Raw genomic sequence first — 22,206 nt, forward strand, 5'->3', positions numbered from 1 at the left:
CTTTCCCTGGTGCTACTTGTCTTCACTATCCGGGCGGACAACATCAGCAGGAGGCAGCGACGCAGCCACCTGATGCGGCGTAGCCGTTACCAAATCCTGGACAGTGGAATCATGCTGGGGCGCAACCAAAGACTCATCAGCAAAGAGAATCTCTTCCAGTTCACGCTCGATATCACGCAGCCTGGCGGCCAACTCCAAACGCTCTTCGCGCAACCGCTGAATATGTTCACGCCGCGACACATTTGGAATCTGGACGCTGGCCGCTGTCGCATCCATACTGGCACCCAGGATTTCTTCGATGTCTTGTTCCAAAGCCTTTTCCACCTCCAGCGGAGTAGCCTGCTGGGCAGATTCCGAAGCCTTGGAATCCTGGCTCCAATCTTCGTTAACATTATTGGCATCCACTTTATCCTGGTGGGAGCGAACCAAGATAATACCGACCATTGTCAAGAGCAGAGCCAAATCAACCAAAACTCCAATCAAGGGATGAACCTGGCCGAATAGAGCCGCAATCCACCAAGTAGCGTAGCCAACCAGCCCCGCACAGGGCAGCGTAATGACCCAAGCGGAAACCATGCGCTTGGCGACACCCCAGCGTACTTTGCTGCCTTTTTTACCAAGTCCAGTGCCGATAATCGCCCCAGTGGCTACATGGGTGGTTGACAACGCCATACCGCCCGCAGCGGAAGTCAGAATAATCGCCGCTGAAGTGGCTTCGGCTGCCATCCCCTGAGGCGCCTCAATTTCCACCAAGCCCTTACCCAAGGTGCGAATCACGCGCCACCCCCCGGACAGGGTTCCCAAGGCGATAGCCAGGGCACAAACCACAATCACCCACACCGGAACCCGTTGGGTTTCCGTGGCGTTACCAGTAGCAATCAAGGCTAAAAAGATAATCCCCATAGTTTTTTGGGCATCCCCCGCACCGTGAGCCAGCGAAATCAACGAGGCAGTAATAATCTGGCCGTGGCGAAAGTGTTCTACCTTGCGACGGTTGGGAATCGTGTTAGTCACCCAGTAAATCAGGAAAGTGGCGGTGGCGGAAACCAGTGCGGCGATAACGGGAGAAGCCAAAGCTGGAATGACAATTTTCCCCACAATGGAAGACCACTCTACGCCTTGAGAACCCATAGCCGCGAAAGCCGCACCAATCATGCCGCCGAACAGGGCATGAGAGGAGCTAGAAGGCAATCCCAGCAACCACGTGAGCAGATTCCACAAAATCGCCCCAATCAGAGCCGCAAACACCACTATCAGCAGGTTCAGGCCTTCTTGAGGATTATCGAGATTATAGGAACCCAAATCGACAATGCCGCTGGCTACGGTAGCCGCCACGTGAACTGAAAGAAACGCCCCTACAACATTTAGCGCCGCCGAGAGCGCCACCGCATTAAACGGCTTTAATGCCTTAGTAGCTATGGAGGTAGCCATGGCGTTACCGGTGTCGTGAAATCCGTTCGTGAAGTCAAAAGCAAGCGCGGTCAAAACCACGATTGCGAGAATAATAAAAACCGCTGCGTCCATTCCGTTCTCTTTACAAACAAGTCATCGAGAGTGGCTGCGGACTAACGCCGTTTCATCCGGCGAAACCCGCATCACTAAGAATCCTACGGGGGTCTGGTTAACAAGAGGTTCAATGAATGTAAATTCCAAGTTAAATTCTGTGCCGAGTCGAACACAACGCTAACAGTTGGAACGAGGCGACTGAAATCACGTGAATCGCTGAGAATAGACAACGAAGTGCCCGGATTTTTCCGCGCACTTCGTTGTCTATAGGAAGGAAATTATCGAAAAGTCTGGTCTTAGGCAGCAAATCCCTGATTTGCCACGGTACGAGAACCCAGGATATCCACAATCCCAGCAGCGGGAACATTGAAGGGTGGCTGTCCCACCAGTTTGTTCACCGCCTCCACCAATCCCATCGAATTGAATGCTCCCGACGAAGTAGCCTTAGTGACATTGGAAGGCGCCACCATCTTGGGAAAGGCCGGAGTATTGTCAGAAACCTTCATCCCAGCGGTAACCGCCGAAGCTATAGCGAACACCTCGCTGGAATAGCGCTGATTCTCGGTGTTCGAATCGCTCATTGGTTTCCATCCTTGGTTCGGTTTCGAGGCAGTTCTCTGCCACGTTCATTCATTTCGTCCTTAAACAGCTCCCCATTAGCTTTGTGGGCATAATCCGAACCAATTTCCGTTTTAACAGCAAAACTTGAGAAAAACATCCCAACTTTGTCAGGACAAATGGTTATTTTAGCTGTCTACCTGGGGATTTGCGGGGGATGAGACCCGAAGTGGAACCCCACCGGCAGGAATACAAGAGACCTCGTCACATACCCAGCCTGACTACGGGTAAACTTTTTGTGTGGCAGAAAAGGAAAAATCTTCGGGAACACTCGTGATTGGCTTGGGTCGTTTCGGGTCAGCCGTAGCAATGACACTCAACTCCTTGGAAAGAGAAATCCTCGGAGTAGAATCGGATTCCGCACTGGTGGAACGATTTTCTCCGATTTTCCCCGTGGTGGAAGCCGATGCCTCCCGACTGGATGCCATGGAACAATTTGGTGCCCGGGATTTTTCGGCGGCTGTGGTTGGAGTGGGCGCTCTGGAGGCCTCCGTTCTGATAACCGCCAATCTAGTTGACATCGGTATGGAACAAATCTGGGTCAAAGCAGTCAGCCGTGAACAGGGAAAGATTCTGCGCCGCATCGGAGCCCACCACGTGATTTACCCCGAATTTGATGCCGGAAGACGCACCGCTCACCTGGTTGATGGGCGCATGCTGGATTATGTCGAGATGGATCGCGAGGGATTTTCTATCGTAAAAATGCGTCCCCCCGCAGAAATCCAAGGATTCACCCTAGCAGAATCCGATGTGCGACGTCACTACGGAGTTAATATCCTGGGGGTAATCTCGCCCGGACAGCACTTCGAGTATGCCGGACCAGATACGGTGGTAGCGGCTAATGACCTCATTATCGTATCGGGAGACGGGAAGCTTTTAGATGACTTCGCCAACCGACCCTAGGCATCTTGACGCCGGCCTACAAAACAATTCACCTAGAGGTTGAGCCAAACTGTGGATCCGGGAACCACTTGGTACATCATCGCCACGTATTTCTGGCCAGAAGCCGCCAGTTGCGCCACGCCATCAAAGTTTTCCCCCAGACGCGCAGCATCAAGTTCCACTCCGACATCCGCGCACTCTAAGACGGCTTGAAAGCAAAAATGAATCACGTCGTAATCCTTACGGGCTTCCTCCCAATCGATTCCGAGGAAAATCGCGTCCTTCCCAGAAAGACGCTGGAACTCGGTTTTCACCAGAGGATTGGTGAATTCCAGGGGATAGCGAGTGACTAAATCGACCCAAGCCGTCAGGGAATTGACATTGTAGGCTCGCTCAAAGGGTGGGGCAGGTGGATTCTCGAAACGCTGCGCAGGATTTTCTGGTTGCAGCTCGCATCCCGTCCAATCCGCATCAAATAAATCCACCGTGCACGGGAACTGTACCAAGGGAGCCTCCGGGAAGGACAGTCCCGATGACCAATCCGGCACCGGGGGAGTCGGGCCAATATAGCTAACGATGTAGGGAAAATTTGAGGGATGCGTTCCCGCGTGCGGATCACCGTACCCGGGGATTTTACGTGGCTCACGCACCACCGACTCCACCGTGGAAACAGTGTGCTGGGTTTTTTCGTCCAGGAACGGGATTCGATAGTGCTGCGCCAGGGGATGAAATTCTTGGTTAAGATATTCCAAGGGCGGCAGGCTCAACCAAAAGGATGCGATTTTATCAGCAACTTTCCGACCTCTGATTCCCAGTAACTGGTCACCAACCCGGGGCTGTAAATCCGGGAAAAACGTGTAGGTGACACTAGCGGCAGAAAGTCTTTCTACCAGGTGGGGCAACTGTTCTGGAGAAACACCGTTTCTAAGACCATCAAGAATCTCGCTATATCGCAACCGTAAAGAAGTTATCGCCACATCAGAACCGGGAATATCGCGAACATTAGCCCCGTTTTGCAAGGCTTTTAGGGCACGTTTTTCTTTTTTCGCCTGAGCTCGCGTGTACGCATCCATCATGAGGCGCCTCATGGATTTATCGCCTAGATGCAAACAGAACTGTTCTAAAGGAGTACTGCGGAAAATCTCTTCATACAAATTAGGGAAGGCTACCAACAGCACCCAAAAACGCCGCCATGCCCCCACCTGTGCTTCGAGGTGAGGGAAAATCCAATTCTGGACAGTCATGGTTCCCCTTACGAATACGTCTTGTACGCCTAAAGCCCCCGGTGAGCTTCAGCCGATACTAGGAGTCTCCTCGGGAAATCGTATCACCTTCCGCCTTGTCCTCATGGCCAATGCTGCCCCAAAAGTCATGGTGCCAAGACGACCGGTAAACATCAACAGCGAGAGTAAAATCTTGGCTGAATCCGGCAGGTTATCAGTTATCCCCGTAGAAAGCCCTACAGTGCCAAAAGCGCTGATAACTTCTAAGAGAACTTCCGACAGGGGCAATCCGGTAATCTCTAGCATGATGGTGGTGGCTGCTCCGACAATAACCGCTCCTAGAGCCACCACTGCCACCGCCAAACGTACCGTGCTCGGCCCTATACGACGACCAAAAACTTCTATGTCTCGATCCCCGCGGATTTCGGCCAAAATTGCCAACACCATAACCGCAAAGGTGGTCACCTTAATTCCCCCGCCGGTAGAAGCCGAGCCGCCGCCAATGAACATCATGATGTCATCAATAAACCAGGTGGCTTGGGTAACCTCGGAAAAGTCAACATTAGAAATTCCCAGCGACCGAGCGTTTACTCCATGCAAGACAGTGGCCAAGAACTTCCCCATCGGCTCCAGACGGCCAAAAGTAGCTGGATTATCCCACTCTAAGATAGCTACTATTGCACCCCCCACCACAGTTAACGCCCCGTAGGTAGTCAAAGTCAGCTTGGTGTGCAAACTGAACTTTCGGGGATGTTTCCAATTGCGCGTCACGTCCAGTGCCACCGGGAAGCCCAAGGCTCCAACAGCAGCTCCCACCGTGAGAGGGAAGAAAATGCCAAAGTTGGAGGCAAATTGTTGCATTCCGCCGGGAATAACCACCATGCCACAGTTGTTGAACACACTTATAGCCATGAAAATGGCGTACCAGGCGGATTGTCCAATTCCGTATTTCATGGCCATAAACTGCGGGAAGAACAAGACTGCCATACTCAGTTCCACCGTGATAGACACGAGGACAACCATCTTGATAAGCGAACCTACCTCGCCCAGTTTGGAGTTATTTTCCCCCGCCGCGAGAAGTCGAGCCGACAGACCAATATGGCGCGACACCGCTAGAGAAAGAATCGAAGCGAGAGTCATGACCCCCAGACCCCCGATTTTAATGCCGAACATCAACACCACCAGTCCGAAAGTGGACCAATAGGAATCGGTAGGAACCGTGGTCAGTCCGGTGACGCATACCGCCGAAGTACCGTTGAACAGAGCATCGACAAAACTGGCAGGTCGGGAATCCGCCGTGGAAATTGGTAGCATCAGCAACCCCGTAACCAGGGCAATAATGCAGAAAAAAACCAGTAGGGTGAAACGAGCCGGTTTTTTACGAGCAAAATCGCTCCACCACTTCTGGGTGGTTTCACGCAGTGTCTGCCAGAATCTCACTTTGTCTTGCCTTACTCTCGACACAGCCTCCGGTTTTCCCACCCTGCGGGATGCCCAAGAGCGCTTGTTTTCTCTCCAGATTTAGGTTCTGGGGGTACGCGGTTTTTACGTTACCCGAAGTTACGTCATTTAGGGTAAAAACCAGAGTTTTGAAGGTAGAATACTAACAGTTTGTCCAGAACTAACACTTCTGGGCAAAAAAAGATTATATTTTTAAGGTACAGAAGTTTTCCCTGTGACCAAAGTGGCCGCAGTTAAAGAAGCAACTAGCAAGAGCAGGATGACACGAATGGCGCAAAATCAGGCACCGCGGTTCCTTACTGTAGCCGAAGTAGCGGATTTCCTTCGCGTTTCGAAGATGACGGTATACCGCATGGTACATGCCGGTGAGCTGCCTGCCGTCCGCGTCAAGCGTTCCTTCCGGGTTCCTTTGAAAGCGGTGGAAGAACTCTCTGAGTCCAACCTGGATAGTTGGGTAATTGGAGATGAATCTGAAGCAGCTGCACAGTAGTTCGTTGCGCGTTTTGGTTCTTGTCCTAAAAACTCGTTAGAATTGTTCGGCTGTCTCCCAGCGCAGCAGCATGGTTTTATAAATTAGAGGAGGTCTGCGTGGGTTCTGTAATCAAGAAACGCCGCAAGCGGATGGCAAAAAAGAAGCACCGCAAACTGCTTCGTAAGACTCGCCACCAGCGTCGTAATAAGAAGTAAAGCGAAGTCGAGCCAGGTGAAACACTCCTGGCTCGCTGCTTTTTACTCCCTTCACGGCTAGTAGTCAGTAAGATAATCTTGTGGCTAAAACCGCAGCTTTTTTCGACATAGACGGCACTCTCATCAGGGGTGCTTCTACGTGGTATTTAGCCCGCGATTTGTTTTCTCGGGGCTATTTCGGCCTGGATTTCTTCTTTTTCGCCGCCTGGCAGTCCTTGCTTTACGTGGTTTTTGGTGAAAACAAGCATCGCCTGGCAATGGTCAAAGAGCGTTCCTTACGGATTTTGAAGGGAAAGCTGGAATCTGACCTTATCCTGGTAGGAGAAGAACTCTACGACCGTTTCCTGCAAGAACGCCTCTTCCCCGGCACCTTGGAAATCGTCCAAAAACACCTCGATGCCGGCCACGAAGTTTGGTTGGTTTCTGCCACACCCCGTGAAATTTCCCAACAGATGGCCTATCGACTCGAATTGACCGGAGGATTGGGAACAGTAGTGGAAGTTGACGAAAACGGCCGTTACACCGGGAAAATTCCCCAGTCTTTGCTCCACGGAGCCATGAAGGCACAGGCAGTACGGGATTTGGCGAGAGAACGCCACCTAGACCTGTCTAGTTGCTATGCGTACTCCGATTCCATGTCTGACGAAAAACTGTTCAACCTGGTGGGTCACCCCTGCGTGGTAAACCCGGAATGGAAGCTGCGCAATTTAGCAAAACATCGCCACTGGCCTATTTATGACTTCGCGCGGCGGCGTCCCTCGGTGGCGCTCGCGGCGCGAACTACCCTACTGCCAGCCACCATCGTCGGAAGTGTGTGGACGGCCAAGGTGCTGTGGCGCCACGTACTGAAACGTTTATTCCAGATACCCGTGCGGGTATGGCGACGGCGGCGAAAAAACTAGACAGATTACAAAGGATTCTTGGTAGGAGGATTTTATGCCCATTACTTCAGTTCATGTCATGCGACACGGTGAGGTAGACAATCCTCAGGGTGTCTTATACGAGAGACTCCCTGGTTTCGGATTGACCCAGCGCGGTCAAGAAATGACTTCGATTACGGCAACTTGGCTGGCTGATACCAACCGTGACATTGCAGCAATTTTCGCCTCACCCCTGCAACGTGCCCAAGAGAGCGCGGCTCCCGCCGCCAAGATTTTTAACCTCCCGGTACAAACCGATTCACGTTTAACCGAGGCGGGAAATAAATTTCGAGGGCAACAGATTAACTGCGGCAATATCTTGACTAACCCCCGTTACTGGCCGCGATACTGCGCCCCCTGGTTGCCCAGTTGGGGGGAGCATTTCCGAGATATCGCCTCGAGAATGTTTCGCGCCATCGCCCACGCCCGGGCACACACCCCAGCAGGTCGAGAATGTCTGGTAGTATCCCATCAACTGCCTATCTGGATGCTTCGCCGTCTGGTGGAAGGCAAACCCTTGGTTCACGATCCACGACAGCGCCAGTGCGCCCTGGCCTCGGTGACAAGCCTCCACTTTGATGGATCCACATTAATTGGCTGGGAATACGCTTCGCCGGCAGCAGATTTAGTAGCGGCGGCTAGTGACATGACCCCGGGGAATTCCTCGGCAGCAGTGAACCGAGGAACCCCCAACGTTACCGAATAAGCTGCGGGGCGAATTAAGCTATTTTTACTCAAGACACCCCCAGATATCCCAGTGAATGCTAAAATTGTGAAGCTGCAAGCTCGGAGGCAGCTACACTAGGTACTACGAGGAATTGGATGCGCGAAAACTCTATTACGTATGAACAGATGCTGGCGAAAATCAACCCGAAAGTTGGGGGATCCTACGTGTTTGCTTCCCTGGCGGAGCTGCCACCCGATGTCGAGCCGATGGCTTTGATTCGAGAACAGGAGGGCGTTACCGTGGCTCTGAGCTTGGAAGATGCTCAAAAAGTTGGACTGGATTTACAGGAGCTCTACACCATAATTACGCTTTCCGCCCCGGGTTCCCTTGATGTAGTCGGGCTGAACTCTGGAATCTCTCAAGTATTGTCAACCCGTTCCATTCCCTCCAATATTTTCTCTGGCATCTATCACACCCACATTTTTGTTCCCTCCGACCGCGTCGAGGAGGCCAAGGCACTCCTCGACGATATTTCCGGTCAAGCTAGGGCGTGGATGAATCACTGAATCCCAGAAATCCCGATTTGAAAAGAGGTGTCAGCCGGTACTTATGAATGCGTCTGCCCGTGACAAACTGAACCTTCATCCCGATCCCTTGGTGCGACTTCCCGACGGCACCATCAAACAGCGTAACCCTCTGACCGGAACCCAAGTGTGGACTGTTCCTGGGCGAAACAAGCGCCCCAATGCGCAGCATAACCGCAGCTCCACTCCCCTCGGGCACACCCTAAAACCTGAAGACTTCACCGCCACCTGCGCGTTTTGTATCGACCGTTACAATGATACTCCGCCAGAAAAATCCCGACTGGTCAAATCTTTAGACGGGCATTTCCATAAGTTGGAGGGTCTACCCGCAAAATCCATGCACGATATGGTGGCAGAATTCCGACGTATCCCCAATCTTTTCGAGATTGTCTCCTATGACTACTGGCACCTGAATCACAACCATTACCCCACGGTGGAGCAAAACCGCCGGATGGCCGCCTATCTAGCTACTCCGGAAGGGTATGACCACGTGTTGCACGTAGTTAAGATGCGACTGCGCGCCTCAGGGGAGGGCGACCCCAATGACCTGCCAGACGAAAAGCTGGTGCAATACGCCAACGGGTTGTTCGCGGGGGGGCACGACGTGATTATCGCCCGACGCCATTATGTAGACGGCGCCACTAGTGACACTCAAAATGCCTCTGCCGGAACCCTGACTGTGGCGGAACACCGTGCCTATACCGGTTACACGATTGACTCCATGCGGGATTTATATAATTTAAACCAATCGGTCAAATACGTCACCGCGTTCCAAAACTGGCTGCGACCCGCCGGAGCCTCATTCGACCACCTCCATAAGCAACTAGTTGCAGTTGATGAATACGGGGTACAAATTGAGCAAGAGGCACAGCGTGTCCAGAAGAACCCCTTGATATACAACCAGATTCTACATTATGCGGCGCATCGTCAAATGGCGGTTTTGGGTAATGAACATGCCATTGGCTTCGCTGATTTCGGGCATCGTTATCCGACCCTCGCAGTGTGGCCGCTGGGATCTGCCTTGTTGCCGTGGGAGTATTCACGCGAACAGGTAGACGGAATCTCGGATGTATTGCATGCTTTCCACTGCGCGCTTGGTCCTGAAATCCCCACTAATGAAGAATGGTATCACCGCCCGGTAGACCTCGAGATTCCCATGCGTTTCCGGATTCTGCTGAAGCGTCGCACCTCGACTATTGCCGGATTCGAGGGAGCCACCCGGATTTACCTCAACTCGGTGGATCCCTGGACGCTTCGAGACGAAATAGTGGAACGACTGGTACAACTACGGGAGGAAGGTTTAATTTCTGACACCCTGGAAATCGGCAGTGAGTACCGGCTTCCAGATAACCCCTTAGGGTAAATTTCCCCCCACGACTCATGAACCCCACCAAAAATCCAAAACACACTACAATCATCACAAGGAAGGACAGATGAACATTAGCTGGAAAATTGTAAATCTGGGTGCAGTAGCCATGGCGGGACTGCTGAGCGACAGTATCGTGAAACTCGGATGGAAGGTCGCCACCGGCAAAAATCCACCCGAAGACGACGATTTAGAAGTCGGTTTAGCCGAAATTGTCACATTCGCGGTGTTGTCAGGGGTGCTGCTGGCCATAACCAAGCGCTTCACCGTGCAGGCAGCAGCGAAGTGGTACAACAAAAGCCACCCGGTTATTTCCGACACCTACAATATTTAAGCCGGCATCGCTAAAAACGCCTAGAGCGAGACCACGAACTCGTCAGCATCAACAATGACCCCGTTGGTGGCAGCCGCCAGGGGTTTCGCAAGGTTCTCGATTGCCTCGATAATTTTGAGACGATCCAAGCGGTAGGCGCGGCGCGGCTTGTTCATCTCGGTGAGCGCCATATCGGGGGCAATCCAACGCAGATCATAGCTGATTAGACCGTCCTCCCGGTGTCCCAAAGCGGGGGGAATCGCAGTTTCCCCACTGACAATAACGTGAACTGCCGACATCGGGGTGATATCAACGCTGATAGCGTAGGCATCCAAGACCGGCGGCATGGACATAGCTGCCTCATCAAAAGCCTCGGCTTCGGCATGCAGCCAGGCACGTTCGTCGGGGCTGACCCCCTCTTGGGCACGGGCGCGCAATCCATCGGGGTCATGAGTGGCACGCGCTGCGGCGGTCGTAAGGCGTTGATTACGTCCCGACGAAACATCTCCATCCGGGGCGTTTCCCAGTTCCAGTTTCGCTTGGGGAAACACCTGTTGAGATATCTGGAGGCAGGCGGCCGGCTCCAGCCATACTTCTGAGAACACCCGCATTTCCACCGCCGAATCCGGGTCGGGAACAATAATAGGTCCGGTAGAAAATCGCAGCGCCCCCGCCAAGCGACGCGCCATGCGCCTGGTACCATTTAAAACCTCAAGTTCCAGACCCTCCGGTCCGCCTTCCCGGAAAGCATCCCACAGGGGGTCTCGACCCCACAGCTCCTGCGGGACAGGTTTGCCCCGTAGGGCAGGAACTGAAATGATATAGGCAAATTCCAGGTACAAGGGCAAACCGAGTTTCACAATAGCTTCGGGGGTTAAATGCCACGGCCCGGTCAGGTATGCCCCCGAAGTCAGCTCCAAGAGACCCAATCCCGAGCGGTTGGATTGTGGCCAAATTTGAGCCGCCAAAATGTCGATTTCTTCCGGTAAAACGTCGTCGCCCACCACTAAAAGATGGAAGGGTGAGGCGGTTTCTAAATCCAGGGAATCTTGGGGGGAGCTAGGAGAAAGCATCGGCTATTCCTCCGTGATGCCGCGTCCGGATGGCACCTCGACGCGACTGAAATTCAGGTAGGAACGCGAGGCTGTGGGGCCACGCTGTCCTTGGTAGCGCGAACCTTTGGCACCACTGCCGTAGGGGGCTTCGGAAGGGGAAGACATCTGGAAAAAGCACAGTTGCCCAATTTTCATCCCGGGATACAGGGCTATGGGCATGGTGGCGGTATTGGACAGTTCCAGGGTGATGTGCCCGGTGAAACCCGGGTCAATAAAGCCAGCGGTGGAGTGGGTCAGTAATCCCAGGCGCCCCAGCGAGGATTTGCCTTCGAGCCGTGCCGCAATGTTATCGGGGAGTGTGACATGTTCGAAGGTAGAGCCCAGAACGAATTCGCCCGGATGCAGAATCAGGGGTTTGTCCCCTGAGTCGAAGAGCCGGGTGAGTCCCGGTTGTTCCTTGGCGGGGTCAATCATGGCGTACTTGTGGTTATCGAAGAGGCGGAAATACCTGTCGAGACGCACGTCAATGGAAGCGGGCTGTACCATGGTCGAATCCCATGGTTCCAAAATCACGCGTCCCTCGGCAACGAGAGCGCGAATGTCACGGTCTGAAATCAACACGAAACTATGCTACCGGTTGCGGCGCGGTCGGGGGTAACTTCGGGGTGGGGTCGGGGCATTTTGTAGATTTTGCCGTTTCATGAGGTGATTTTGCCCAATACGGGCAAAATGTGACATACTAGGATGGTTCCAAATCGCGGGCGTAGTTCATCGGTAGAACGACAGCTTCCCAAGCTGTAAAGGCGGGTTCGATTCCCGTCGCCCGCTCCACTAAAACCCCAGGTCAAGGCTGTCTTCGGAGGGCTAGAAAAGTGACGTGTGACACACCAGTGACACACCGCACAGAGTCACCGAGGCGACCCTGGAAAAGGGCGCAATCCGGGTTGGGCAAAAGGGGCATGGTCGCGCGAGAATTTCCTGAGCGCAATTATTACGAAGCAGCGCCTGTTCAGGGTCTGTAGACATCGCAACATATTTCCTGGCGACTCATGAACCCGAGTCCCCGGTAAGAGTGAACGGAAGCCCTACACCGGTCAGAAAACCCAAAACGGGCAAGCACAGCCCAGCGCCACCAGTCAGCGCAACCAGGCGGCAGGAATCTCGGCAGGATACTCCTCCCAATAGGCTTCAGCCTCGGCTTCTAACGCCTCACGCTCGGCGAGGCTCGCTTCATCTCGAATAGCCACCGGATGAAAACCTGCTGTTTTGGCAATTCGTACAGCATAGAGCGCGTCTTCAAAAACCCAAATGTCTTCCGGTTTTGCTCCCATAAGCCGGGCGGCCGTCAGAAACATATCCGGTTGACGCTTATGCAACCCGGTCTCACTGGAAGCCAAAATCTTCATAAAATTCTGTTCCAAGCCCAGCCTCGCCAACGCCGGACGAATCAAGGCTTCTGAGCCGGAACTGACAACCGTAAGAGGAATTCCGTGCCGTGTCAAAGCCTTAATAAACTCCCCCGCCCCTGGTTTTAGCCCGACTTTATCGTGATATTCCCGCGCGACTGTTTCATATATTCCCGTGGTAATTTCTTCCACCGTGGAGTCCAGGTTAAACTCGTCGCGAATTACTTGTGCAGACTCCGGCACAGTCATTTCAAAGAACTTAGCCCCTAGCGCCTTGTCTACCTCGATACCCAGTCCAGAAAGGTACCTCGCGGCTGCTTCTCGCCACAGCGGCATCGTATCCAGCAAAGTTCCATCACAATCAAAAATCGCGCCACGAATCATAGCGCTAGAATATCGAAACAACCTGAGTCTTGCCCAATCCGGAGAAAACCAGAACCACCACACCCTACGAAATTAGTGTACCAATAGGTACAATTAAGGTTGCTGCGTATCAAATCCTAGGCGATATCACGAGAATTGATTACCAGCAGTTTCCCCTGCTGGAAAGTAATCTGGGCGTAATCTCCTGTAATTTCATTGCTCACTCCCCTGGTGGCGTTTGGAGTTAGCGTAAAATTGGTCACCTCGTATTTGGCTCCCTCTATGGTCAAACCGACAACATTTTCATTGAAAGCGATTAATCCCATATAGTGATAGCCCCGTGGTTTCACGAGGTGCGTGCCCGGTTCGAGCATGGTTACGTAATTGATACCATCAAAGAAACGGATTCGCGCCTGTCCAACGTACTTAGACAGAATCCCCATATTGCCCATGGTGTGATCTATACGTCCAGAAATTCCTCCCAAGACATCTATGTCACGGAACCCTCTCTCGAAAGCCAAATCGATAGCGGCTTCCGAATCTGTGAGGTCTTTTACCTCGGGAAGAATTACGATTTCAGATGCTACGGGTTCTTGATTGAGAACTTCCCTTTCAGCCTCACTTAGCTGCTCTAAATCCGCAGGGTCAGGCGTGTCTTCACCAGAAGCCAGCAAGTGAGGAGACATCAATTCCAAATCTTCTACAGTTCTGGTTTTCCCTTCACAGCGCCTCAAGATTCCCTCCGGGCGTATAGAAGAATCAAAGTCACCCACATAAATGTCTATCTTCAAGCCCAACTTCCTGGCTATTTTTTGACCGCTATCGGCTGCGATTACGAAATCATAGCCATTAAAATCCAGCCAGGAATCATCCTTCCCCGAAATTTGTACCAATCGGTTTAAAGCATCCGTTACGCCCAAAACTACCAAACAACGAGGGGCTGCAATATCTTTATTCACTTACTACCACCAGTCTATTTACCAAGTTTATTATCGCTAAAAGCGATTCATTCCTTTTTTTGTCTGGAATTTGCACCAGAAGTCTGCTGCCCAGCTCTAGCAGCCACAAAAAGCGAGTTGCGCAGCTCAGCCATAGCATCACTGACCCCACCGGGGTTGGAAGGTAACATCAACGTTTGCGTATTAGAAGCTTTAGCCACTTCCTGCAAAGTATCAAAATACTGGGTGAGCAACAGCATTTCCTGGGCTTCGTTACCGATACCGGCATCGCGCAAGGATTCGTATTGTTCAACCAACCCGTCCACAATCGCCTTGCGCTGCTGGGCGATACCCTCGCCCTGGAGGCGCTTATATTCTGCATCAGCCTCGGCTTGTTTCACAATCTTGATTTTCTCGGCCTCTGCCAGACTAATCGCGGCTTCCCGCTCCCGCTGGGCAGCGTTGATGGAGTTCATGGAGGCACGCACGGTCGGGTCGGGGTTAATATCGGTTACCAGGGTGTTGATAATCGCAAAACCATAGGTTTTCATGGCCGTAGACAAGGTGGTTTCCACGTCCTGGGCAATCTGGTCTTTAGAGGAAAACGCGTCGTCCAAATCCAGTTTGGCCAGCGAGGTGCGCACCCGGTCATAAACATAGGACTGAATCTGGCGTTCCGGGTCAGCCAGGCGGTAATACGAATCCGCCACGTTTTGCACCTGGTATTGCACCGAAACTGGAATCGTGACGAAAACATTGTCCTTGGTTTTGGTTTCAACCACCGAGTCGAGTTGCATAATGCGCAGGGGTACTTTTTTGGCAATACGGTCTACGATGGGAATTTTGATTCGCAATCCCGGTAGGGAAACTTTGTGGAACTTTCCGAAACGTTCGATGATGTAGTTAGTCTGTTGTTTCACCACATACAGCGACCCTTTGGCGAGAAACAGTAGCACTATTATCACAACCAAAGGTACAAAGAATGCGGTAAGCAGGCTGCTGAGTTCGGCTACTTCTTCCATAATTCTCCTCTTTTCCGATAGGTTTGCTCTTTAGCCTATCAACTGGGTTCATGAGGCGCTAGCGGAAATCCCAGTTTCTTCGGGGAAAATCCGACCGGCAGCCCAGATGGCAAAAACCAGCAGTACGCACATCAGCCCGATAGTGAATGCGAAGGAAAAATTGGCGAAACTGGCTGTGAGCGCATAGACAATCCCCGCGTAGGCAATCAAGGAAGAGGAGCCGAAGGTGTCGGCCACCTGGAGCGCGGAAGAAATCTTGCCGTGTTTACTAGCCGGGGTCAACCCCAAAGCGTGCACCGAGGTCGCGGGGAAAATCACTCCGGTAGAAAATCCCGCTAAACACCAACCCACCAGTACCCACCAACCGCCAAATTCGGGGATAACAGACAGCATCGTAATCAAGGTTCCCAGAAGTTGACCGACCGGTCCAATAACTGAGAACCATCGCAGCGGTTTAGTACCGGGACACCGACCTTGAATCCAGGAGCCAATCGCCCATGTGACCCCACTGGCGGTCAGAACTAGCCCCGCGTGGGTCGGATCCCAGCCGTGGATATTCTTTAGCATCAGGGGCAGGAAAGTTTCTACCCCGATAAATGTTCCGTTCAACAAACCACGCAGCGCAATGGTGGCGGGCACACCCCGCCGCACCAAGAATGTACCAGTCGGTACAAGATGGCGGATAGAAAGGAACAGACACACTGATACCCCCAAGGCTAGCACCAAGACATAGATACTAAACTGTTCTGGCTTCAAACCCGAAAGAATCTGGAGTGTCGCAATCAGTACTCCACTGGCCAGGGTGGCGAACATGAAGCGTTTGCGCATTTTCAGAGGCATCTTTTCGTGAATTTGGGGGAATTTCCTGAATTTAACCCATGCCAATGGGAAAAACAGCACCATCACCAACGGGGTTATCCCAAACACCCACCGCCAATGCACGTAATCGACTAAAAAACCGGCAATCAGCGGCCCAAACAGGCTCGGCAGCACCCACGCGATGGCGAAAGCCGCAAAGAAGGCACCTTGTTTCTTGGGGATAACGTAGGAGCCCACCATCACATAGAGCGGCACCAACAGCATCCCGCCCCCCACGCCTTGCAGAGCGCGACCAATTATGAATACCAAAATTCCAGGTGCCAAGGCAGCTACCACCAGTCCCGATAAAAACAGGACAATTCCGATAATGATGACTTGTTGGGGGCCTTTAGCATCCACCCAGGGACCGGCTAAACCGGTGGTAATAAGCTGGGTCGCCAACGGTATTCCCGCCGCCAAAGCGTAGAAACGCTCCCCGTGGAGTGACTCGGCCACAAATGGCATGGCGGTAGCAACCGCGATGGCCTCGAAGGCGACAAAGGTAATCACCCCAACGGCGATAATTTTAAACCAAGCGGCGAGGTGTCCACTGAGATAAAGATTTGGTGTTTCCGGTTGCCTCACACGGATATCTTACAAATTCGGAAGGCTTTTTAACTAACTGGTCTAAAAAATACTCCTTGCCAAAACCGCCTCGTCCGCGCCTTTGGCTTGTGCCAAAATTTCGGGTTCTACCATTCCTAAATCCACCCAGGTTTCCAAGGATTGTTCAGCCTCTTCGACGGTCAACAGACTCATCGCAAATCCGTTTTGAATCAAGACATAATCCCCCACCTTAGCCTCGGGCACATAGGCCAGGCAGACATCTTGAATCTGTCCGACTACGTCGATACGCCCCATGGGCATCGGCCCGTCACCTATTGAAAGAATTCGACAAGGTACCCCCACGCACATTCTGTTTTCCTCCCTTTTGTGACTCCAAATCACTTTATGATTCATTAACAATATCCAGTTTTAATCCCATCTGCCCGGGTGGTGCCGAGCTGATAGGCAAGCACGGATCGGCTTCCCGAATCGATTGTTCCAAAGCCGCCTCACGTCGAGTCTCGTCGGTGTCACCGGTAGTAGCGGCCGTCAAGAGTGCCGCCAACCACGGTTCGTTTTGAGCGGTGGGGGTCAGGATTACCGCGCGAGTAATAATCCCCTCGGCATTGACTTCGTAGGTATGCGCGAGAATACCCCTCGGCCCGTCCACTAATCCGGTGGATATTCCCGCCTGCCATTGCTTAGTTGTTGACGCCTGCTCGTCTAGATGGTAATTTTCGCTCGTTTTCATGAGTTGCGAGACTATTTCTCCGCTTAGTTCCAATACATGCAAGCTAATAATGGCGCGAGCCAGGGCGGCATCTGGTGGTGCTGATAACCACTGTGCCTGGAGACTCGCAGCCCGGGGCGTGGAAACTTTTCCCACCGACAATTGCGCCACCGGCCCTACCCGATAGCGACCCATTTTTTTACCAAGCGTTACAATATAGGGTCGCGGGGCAGGACTCCCAGGAATTTCTTCGGCGATTTTTTCCGGCCACTGGGAAAAGTCAAAATCCTCGAGAACTTCCCCATTGTGAGCTATGCGAACCCGGGTGCCAAACACGTCGGGATATCCTGAATCGTCAATCAAAGCCACATCAGCAAAAGGCATCTCGGTTTGTACTTGGGTGCCTCTGCCCTGGTTTTGTAACGCCACTGCCACCCGCTGCGCGGCCGCACACGCCGTTTCGAGGCCGTCTGCCACCACCTGCAAATCCTCCAGTTTCGGCTCCACTTGAATCCCTCCGGGAGTGGCGGTGTCGGGGAAGTGACCCGGAGAACCCGCCCCGGTAAGCATCTGTTTGGAAAACTGTTTCAAAGTTATTCCCGCTTCACGATCCACAGCGATGAAACGCAAGGAATGCGCCTCAATCATAGATCCGTAGTGTAACAAGCGACGCACCATCTCAGCATAGGATTTCACCCGAACCCCCACTAAACCATCCAAGGCTCGGGTTCCCGCCAGGTGGTGCGCTACCGGACAGAGTCCACACAGCCGTTCGGTCATCTTAAGAGCCTCGGCTGCTGATTTACCCACCAAGAGGCTTTCTACCCGCGGCAAGCCCTGCAGGTCGAAGCGAGCGTGTCGGTGCCCCTTGGTATCGACACTGACAGTGATGTGTCCCTCGGTGGGATCAATAATTTCGTTAAGGTTGATTTTCATGGTTTCCCCTTGGAAAATATGGTTATGCACGAACTAGGTTTGCTCACAGCAGTGGTGGAGGCCATCTTGCAAGCGGCAGACACTGCCTCGGCCAGCAAGGTAAACGAGGTCTCGTTGAAAGTGGGCACCTTGAGCGGAGCTGTGCCCGAAGCACTTTACGGGGCGTGGCCAATAGCCACCGACCGTACTATCTGCGAGGATGCCCAACTGCGACTGAATGTTATTCCCGCCACGGTTTACTGCTCGAAGTGCCGGCAAAACGTCACGATAGACGAATTTTTCGCCTTGCTTTGCCCAGTGTGTGCTACCCCGACGGGGCAACTCGCCACGGGTCGGGAATTCGAAATCGAATGGGTGGAGTGGGATTGCCCCGACACGGTCGGTGCACCTGCAGCCGGTACTGATACCGGCTCGATGCTGGCCACCACTAACACCTCGAAACTGGACTGACCGTTTTAAATCATACGTTCCAGTTTTAGCCCAGCCATTCATCCAACACATCCACCGCATATTGTACCGCTTGTTCCAAACCGAAGGCTGCTTCACGACTCATCCCCAGCCTAAGCTCTACCTTGGCACCAACAACCCCCACCACTTCGATTACCTCTGGTTCCCGTTTAGTTAGACGTGCCGCCGTTAGCACATCTAACAAGCCCACCTGGTGGGGAGAAAGCTTCATGGAAAGCAGGCGTGGCACATGGTCACCTTGTAAACGTAAAGCCTGACCCGGAGGACGTGAATCCCCCGGAGCAATAGAGTCCAGAATTAACAGCCGCGAAGATTCTTGAACGACCGGTACAAGTTCCATACCGCTGATTCCACCCTCGACAAAAGCCAGTTCACCGCGCTGCACGGCCGCATCCCAAGAAGGACGCTGCCTAAGCATTCCTTGCAGTCGCGATAAAATCTCAAGCCCAATCCGATCGTCGCCCATAATCGAGTTTCCCACCGCTAACACGGTGTGTTTCGCCCCAGCCCAGATTGTACTGGGCGTTCCAGAGAACCCGGGATTGGGTCGTCCCACGGGACTGGGCACCGTGCTGACTGGCATCTCATGAACCGGCATAACAAACACCCTACAGTTCCGGCGCGTCAACGGGACGAGAGGTGCGGCGCATCCATACCCCACCACTAATCATGGCGGAAACCCCACCGTGACGCTCCAAAGAATCCGCCCGGAACGCCAGGTAAATATGAGCAATCACGAACCACCAGAACAGGAACATTATCATCACATGAAGCAAACGCATGATGGGAATCCCGAACCAACTGCAGGGCAACGCTATAAAAGCCCACACTGGATTGGACATGTGATAAAGCGCATAGAGCGACAGCCCGATGAGCATCTGGAGGGCACCCACTATGTAGATAGACGTATAGGTCAACTGCTGCAAAGGATTATGCGCCACATACAGTGGGCCTTCCTTGCGCAGAAACGTATAGAAACCCAGGGTGCGACCCAGATTCTTCATATCCTCTTTGCTGTGAATCGGCCAGAAAGTCTCCCAGCGCATGTAGCGATCCTTCGAAAAGAAAGCGATAAAAGCCCGCGCCAATCCCACTGCAATCCATATAAACCCACAGGAAAAGTGGATGAAACGCATCCACCCCATAAGGAACCCGGTTTCAATTCCCCTAAAGAACGTGTCACCGAAGAAGGGATCCATGATGTAGTATCCCGTTACCGACAGCAGCACAATCAGCACCACATTCAGCCAATGCAGGAAACGCAAACCGGCCGACCACAGCTGCAAGCGCACCCAGTCGTCCGAAGTGGGGGTTAAGTCTTCGTCCTGCAAGCCCGTCCCTACCGGGCGTACATTGACGAAGCCCTCCATCCGAAAGGCTCCCAGCTCGCCGTTATCCCCCACCGTGGCGGAAGCCACCGCCAGACAACGATACCCGCGAGACCCTGCCATCTGGGCATTTTTTCGCAGTAAGATGCGGTCTTGGTGGCTGGGTTTAGCCACGTTCATCACCGACTCTAAGTCACCGCGAATAATGACAGTTTTCTCGGCAGGAGAATCCTTAGTACGTTGAAAACCGTGTACCCGCGCCAGAGAATAACGGCGGTCTTTGGCCGGATCGAAGTCCTCGCGGGAAACACCTGTTTCCGGCGCGCCGTGGCGAAACAGGAAACGCAGCGAGTTTCTAAGCGCCACATCCACCGGATCGGTGCTGTCAGCCGGGCTTACAGCCGCCATCGTCAGCAGGCGCCGCAAGGACAAACCCCCTACGCTCAGGCCACCGCCGACTTCTACCCCGGGTTTGCGTTTTTCGCGGGATTGTTCTCCACTGGAAAAGAACTCTACCTGCCGTTGTGGGACATAGTTAGAGTTGCGATTGGTACTTTCATCGGGCCTCATGAGGTAACCACCTTGGTTACCTCATTGCCGTCCACATCCAAAACATGCACCCCACAAGACATGCACGGGTCATAGGAATGAACCGTACGCAAAGCTTCGAGAGGTTCTTTGGGATTCACCAGGGGATGCTCCCCCGTAGCCATGAGGGACTCTTCATACGGGCCGGGCACCCCGTTCGCGTCGCGTCCCCCCGCCAGCCAGGTCGTTGGCACCACCGCCTGGTAGTTTCGCACTTTGCCGTTCTTGATAGTTACCCAATGGGACAGATTGCCCCTCGCCACCTCGATTAGGGAAAATCCCGAGCATTCCTCGGGCCAGCTCTTGGGTTCCCAACGGCTGGGGTCAAAAACATCAATATTGCCGTTCTTAATGTTTTCTTGCAAAGCCAGATAGTCATCCATCAGATGCGAGGCAGAAAGTACCGCTTCGGCGGCGCGCGCAAGTGTCCGACCCATAGTGGAGTTGAGCTGCGTTACCGTAATACCGAGTTTTTCTGTGGCCGCATTAACCAGTTTCACGGTGGGTTCATAGCCTTGCGCATAGGACAACATGATGCGGGCGATAGGGCCGACCTGCATCGGTTTGCCGTCATAGCGCGGTGCCTTGCTCCAGGTGTACTTATCATTATCACCCAGCCATTTGAATGGCGGTTTTGGCCCGGTGTACTTTACAATGGTTTCCCCCTTGTCTGGGGTCAGGCCTTTATCATCTCCCACCGAGTATTCATACCAAGCTGAAGTGACAAATTCCTCGATTTTCTTGGGATTGAAGGGTAGGATCTGGCCGAGGTTTCCATCCATGATGACCCCCGGTTTTACTTCGTCGTGTCCGTGTCCGCGTCCGTATCCGGAAATGCGCGCTTCGCTCGGATCGCCTCCAAACATTGAACCGGCTAATCCTACGGCCAGGTAGTTGGGATGCGTCGCCCCGATATCGAAGTAATCCTTGTAAACCCCCGCCACCGCCAGCACGTCCGGGTAATAGCAGTCGTTTACGAATTCAATAGTTTCTTCAATCCAGGTGCGTACCTGATCCATCTGGACTTGGTTGATGGACTCGGAAGAATCCGGGTCAATGGAGCACGCCATTCCACCCACCAAAAAGTTCGGGTGGGGGTTTTTCCCACCAAAAACCGTGCAAATTCGAATCATAGAACGTTGAAATTCCAAGGCATCCAGGTAGTGTGCCACGCACATTAGATCCGCTTCGGGGGGTAAGCGATAGTCCGGGTGATCCCAGTACCCCCCGGTGAACACCGAGAGCTGTCCGGATTCCAAAACCTGTTGGATGGTTTGGCGCACCTCGGTAAAGCGTTTCAAGTTATTACCCCGCCACTTCGACCCGATGGAATGCGCAAACTCCAAGGTTTTTTCGGGGTCTGCCTTAGCCGCATTGGGCACGTTCACGAAGTCCAAGGCGTGGAGGTGATAGAAATGAATCACGTGGTCTTGCACCTCTTGGGATCCCATAACCAATCCGCGAATCAGCCGGGCATTGTCCGGAATCTTCGACCCGATTGCGTTTTCCACAGCCGTTACCGAGGCAATAGCGTGAACAGAGGTGCACACTCCGCAAATGCGCTGTACAAAGGCCCATACGTCACGTGGGTCTCGGTTTTCCACGATTTTTTCCAGGCCACGAAACTGGGTGGATTCACTCCAGGCTTTTTTGATTTTCCCGTTTTCTTCTTCCAGTTCTATACGTAGGTGTCCCTCGATACGGGTCAAAGGGTCGATTACTACCTTTTGGGTCGCCATGG

24 protein-coding genes and 1 tRNA gene are annotated in these 22,206 nt (G+C 53.0%); 10 read left to right on the plus strand and 15 right to left on the minus strand.

From position 1 onward, the window contains the following. Window positions 1-12: 12 nt before the first annotated feature. Window positions 13-1,524 carry an inorganic phosphate transporter gene (locus HMPREF0577_RS08265; RefSeq protein WP_004013362.1) on the minus strand — a complete coding sequence of 504 codons (1,512 nt, stop codon included), beginning with the start codon at window positions 1,522-1,524 and terminating at the stop codon, window positions 13-15. Window positions 1,525-1,802: 278 nt separating this feature from the next. Further along, the gene (locus HMPREF0577_RS08270; RefSeq protein ID WP_004013363.1) at window positions 1,803-2,087 is read right to left on the minus strand and encodes a hypothetical protein; all 285 of its coding nucleotides are present in this window, start codon (window positions 2,085-2,087) and stop codon (window positions 1,803-1,805) included. Window positions 2,088-2,364: 277 nt separating this feature from the next. On the opposite strand from HMPREF0577_RS08270, the gene HMPREF0577_RS08275 reads away from it, so the two are divergent. Beyond that, window positions 2,365-3,027, plus strand: a complete 663-nt coding sequence (locus HMPREF0577_RS08275; RefSeq protein WP_004013918.1) for a potassium channel family protein — start codon at window positions 2,365-2,367, stop codon at window positions 3,025-3,027. A 32-nt stretch (window positions 3,028-3,059) separates the two neighbouring features. Here the strand turns inward: HMPREF0577_RS08275 and HMPREF0577_RS08280 are convergent, their stop codons facing one another. Both HMPREF0577_RS08280 and HMPREF0577_RS08285 read right to left on the minus strand, forming a co-directional pair. Further along, entirely contained in the window at window positions 3,060-4,250 is a 1,191-nt protein-coding gene (locus tag HMPREF0577_RS08280; protein ID WP_004013366.1) for a hypothetical protein, read from the minus strand. A gap of 48 nt (window positions 4,251-4,298) precedes the next feature. Then, complete coding sequence (locus HMPREF0577_RS08285) at window positions 4,299-5,669, minus strand: TrkH family potassium uptake protein (RefSeq protein ID WP_004013921.1); 1,371 nt, start codon at window positions 5,667-5,669, stop codon at window positions 4,299-4,301. Between the two features lie 289 nt (window positions 5,670-5,958). Between HMPREF0577_RS08285 and HMPREF0577_RS08290 the strand changes: the two genes are divergently transcribed. The 7 genes from HMPREF0577_RS08290 to HMPREF0577_RS08315 all read left to right on the plus strand — a co-directional run bounded on the left by HMPREF0577_RS08290 (window position 5,959) and on the right by HMPREF0577_RS08315 (window position 10,248). Then, entirely contained in the window at window positions 5,959-6,180 is a 222-nt protein-coding gene (locus tag HMPREF0577_RS08290; RefSeq protein WP_004013368.1) for a helix-turn-helix domain-containing protein, read from the plus strand. Between the two features lie 98 nt (window positions 6,181-6,278). Next, window positions 6,279-6,377, plus strand: coding sequence for a 30S ribosomal protein bS22 (locus HMPREF0577_RS11130; protein WP_003792170.1), 99 nt, complete (start codon window positions 6,279-6,281; stop codon window positions 6,375-6,377). Window positions 6,378-6,457: 80 nt separating this feature from the next. Next, window positions 6,458-7,279 carry an HAD family hydrolase gene (locus HMPREF0577_RS08295; RefSeq protein ID WP_004013369.1) on the plus strand — a complete coding sequence of 274 codons (822 nt, stop codon included), beginning with the start codon at window positions 6,458-6,460 and terminating at the stop codon, window positions 7,277-7,279. Window positions 7,280-7,313: 34 nt separating this feature from the next. Next, a complete protein-coding gene (locus tag HMPREF0577_RS08300; protein WP_004013923.1) occupies window positions 7,314-8,003 on the plus strand; it encodes a histidine phosphatase family protein in 690 nt (229 codons plus the stop codon). Window positions 8,004-8,119: 116 nt separating this feature from the next. Next, complete coding sequence (locus tag HMPREF0577_RS08305) at window positions 8,120-8,530, plus strand: ACT domain-containing protein (protein WP_004013371.1); 411 nt, start codon at window positions 8,120-8,122, stop codon at window positions 8,528-8,530. 43 nt (window positions 8,531-8,573) lie between these two features. Further along, window positions 8,574-9,911, plus strand: a complete 1,338-nt coding sequence (locus HMPREF0577_RS08310; protein ID WP_004013372.1) for a DUF4921 family protein — start codon at window positions 8,574-8,576, stop codon at window positions 9,909-9,911. Between the two features lie 70 nt (window positions 9,912-9,981). Beyond that, entirely contained in the window at window positions 9,982-10,248 is a 267-nt protein-coding gene (locus tag HMPREF0577_RS08315) for a DUF4235 domain-containing protein (protein ID WP_004013373.1), read from the plus strand. Between the two features lie 20 nt (window positions 10,249-10,268). On the opposite strand, the gene HMPREF0577_RS08320 is transcribed toward HMPREF0577_RS08315, so the two are convergent. Both HMPREF0577_RS08320 and dcd read right to left on the minus strand, forming a co-directional pair. Next, window positions 10,269-11,300, minus strand: a complete 1,032-nt coding sequence (locus HMPREF0577_RS08320; protein WP_004013374.1) for a hypothetical protein — start codon at window positions 11,298-11,300, stop codon at window positions 10,269-10,271. A gap of 3 nt (window positions 11,301-11,303) precedes the next feature. Beyond that, window positions 11,304-11,903 (minus strand): dCTP deaminase, encoded by a 600-nt coding sequence (gene dcd, locus HMPREF0577_RS08325; protein ID WP_004013375.1) that lies wholly within the window; start codon window positions 11,901-11,903, stop codon window positions 11,304-11,306. Window positions 11,904-12,039: 136 nt separating this feature from the next. Here dcd and HMPREF0577_RS08330 point away from each other — a divergent pair. Then, window positions 12,040-12,113 (plus strand) — tRNA-Gly (locus HMPREF0577_RS08330). 305 nt (window positions 12,114-12,418) lie between these two features. Here the strand turns inward: HMPREF0577_RS08330 and HMPREF0577_RS08335 are convergent. From HMPREF0577_RS08335 to HMPREF0577_RS08360, 6 genes are all read right to left on the minus strand, one after another. Further along, the gene (locus HMPREF0577_RS08335; RefSeq protein ID WP_004013376.1) at window positions 12,419-13,072 is read right to left on the minus strand and encodes an HAD family hydrolase; all 654 of its coding nucleotides are present in this window, start codon (window positions 13,070-13,072) and stop codon (window positions 12,419-12,421) included. A 116-nt stretch (window positions 13,073-13,188) separates the two neighbouring features. Further along, window positions 13,189-14,010 carry a thiamine diphosphokinase gene (locus tag HMPREF0577_RS08340; protein ID WP_004013377.1) on the minus strand — a complete coding sequence of 274 codons (822 nt, stop codon included), beginning with the start codon at window positions 14,008-14,010 and terminating at the stop codon, window positions 13,189-13,191. 47 nt (window positions 14,011-14,057) lie between these two features. Then, the gene (locus HMPREF0577_RS08345; RefSeq protein WP_004013378.1) at window positions 14,058-15,011 is read right to left on the minus strand and encodes an SPFH domain-containing protein; all 954 of its coding nucleotides are present in this window, start codon (window positions 15,009-15,011) and stop codon (window positions 14,058-14,060) included. Window positions 15,012-15,059: 48 nt separating this feature from the next. Continuing rightward, on the minus strand, window positions 15,060-16,454 hold the full coding sequence (locus tag HMPREF0577_RS08350) for an MFS transporter (RefSeq protein WP_004013379.1): 1,395 nt from the start codon (window positions 16,452-16,454) through the stop codon (window positions 15,060-15,062). A 42-nt stretch (window positions 16,455-16,496) separates the two neighbouring features. Next, complete coding sequence (locus HMPREF0577_RS08355) at window positions 16,497-16,829, minus strand: HypC/HybG/HupF family hydrogenase formation chaperone (protein ID WP_317987584.1); 333 nt, start codon at window positions 16,827-16,829, stop codon at window positions 16,497-16,499. Then, window positions 16,819-18,081 carry a nickel-dependent hydrogenase large subunit gene (locus HMPREF0577_RS08360; RefSeq protein WP_036342760.1) on the minus strand — a complete coding sequence of 421 codons (1,263 nt, stop codon included), beginning with the start codon at window positions 18,079-18,081 and terminating at the stop codon, window positions 16,819-16,821. The genes HMPREF0577_RS08355 and HMPREF0577_RS08360 overlap by 11 nt, the downstream gene beginning before the upstream one ends. Window positions 18,082-18,105: 24 nt before the next feature. Here HMPREF0577_RS08360 and HMPREF0577_RS08365 point away from each other — a divergent pair, with 24 nt between their 5' ends. After that, the gene (locus tag HMPREF0577_RS08365) at window positions 18,106-18,531 is read left to right on the plus strand and encodes a hydrogenase maturation nickel metallochaperone HypA/HybF (RefSeq protein ID WP_004013927.1); all 426 of its coding nucleotides are present in this window, start codon (window positions 18,106-18,108) and stop codon (window positions 18,529-18,531) included. A gap of 25 nt (window positions 18,532-18,556) precedes the next feature. On the opposite strand, the gene HMPREF0577_RS08370 is transcribed toward HMPREF0577_RS08365, so the two are convergent. The 3 genes from HMPREF0577_RS08370 to HMPREF0577_RS08380 are packed head-to-tail and all read right to left on the minus strand — an operon-like array spanning window position 18,557 to window position 22,204. Further along, window positions 18,557-19,147 (minus strand): hydrogenase maturation protease, encoded by a 591-nt coding sequence (locus HMPREF0577_RS08370; protein WP_004013383.1) that lies wholly within the window; start codon window positions 19,145-19,147, stop codon window positions 18,557-18,559. Between the two features lie 10 nt (window positions 19,148-19,157). Continuing rightward, entirely contained in the window at window positions 19,158-20,447 is a 1,290-nt protein-coding gene (gene cybH, locus HMPREF0577_RS08375) for a Ni/Fe-hydrogenase, b-type cytochrome subunit (RefSeq protein WP_004013384.1), read from the minus strand. Further along, window positions 20,444-22,204 carry a nickel-dependent hydrogenase large subunit gene (locus HMPREF0577_RS08380; protein WP_004013385.1) on the minus strand — a complete coding sequence of 587 codons (1,761 nt, stop codon included), beginning with the start codon at window positions 22,202-22,204 and terminating at the stop codon, window positions 20,444-20,446. The genes cybH and HMPREF0577_RS08380 overlap by 4 nt, the downstream gene beginning before the upstream one ends. Window positions 22,205-22,206 lie beyond the last annotated feature (2 nt).

This window comes from Mobiluncus mulieris ATCC 35243 (assembly GCF_000160615.1).
GTDB lineage: Bacteria > Actinomycetota > Actinomycetes > Actinomycetales > Actinomycetaceae > Mobiluncus > Mobiluncus mulieris.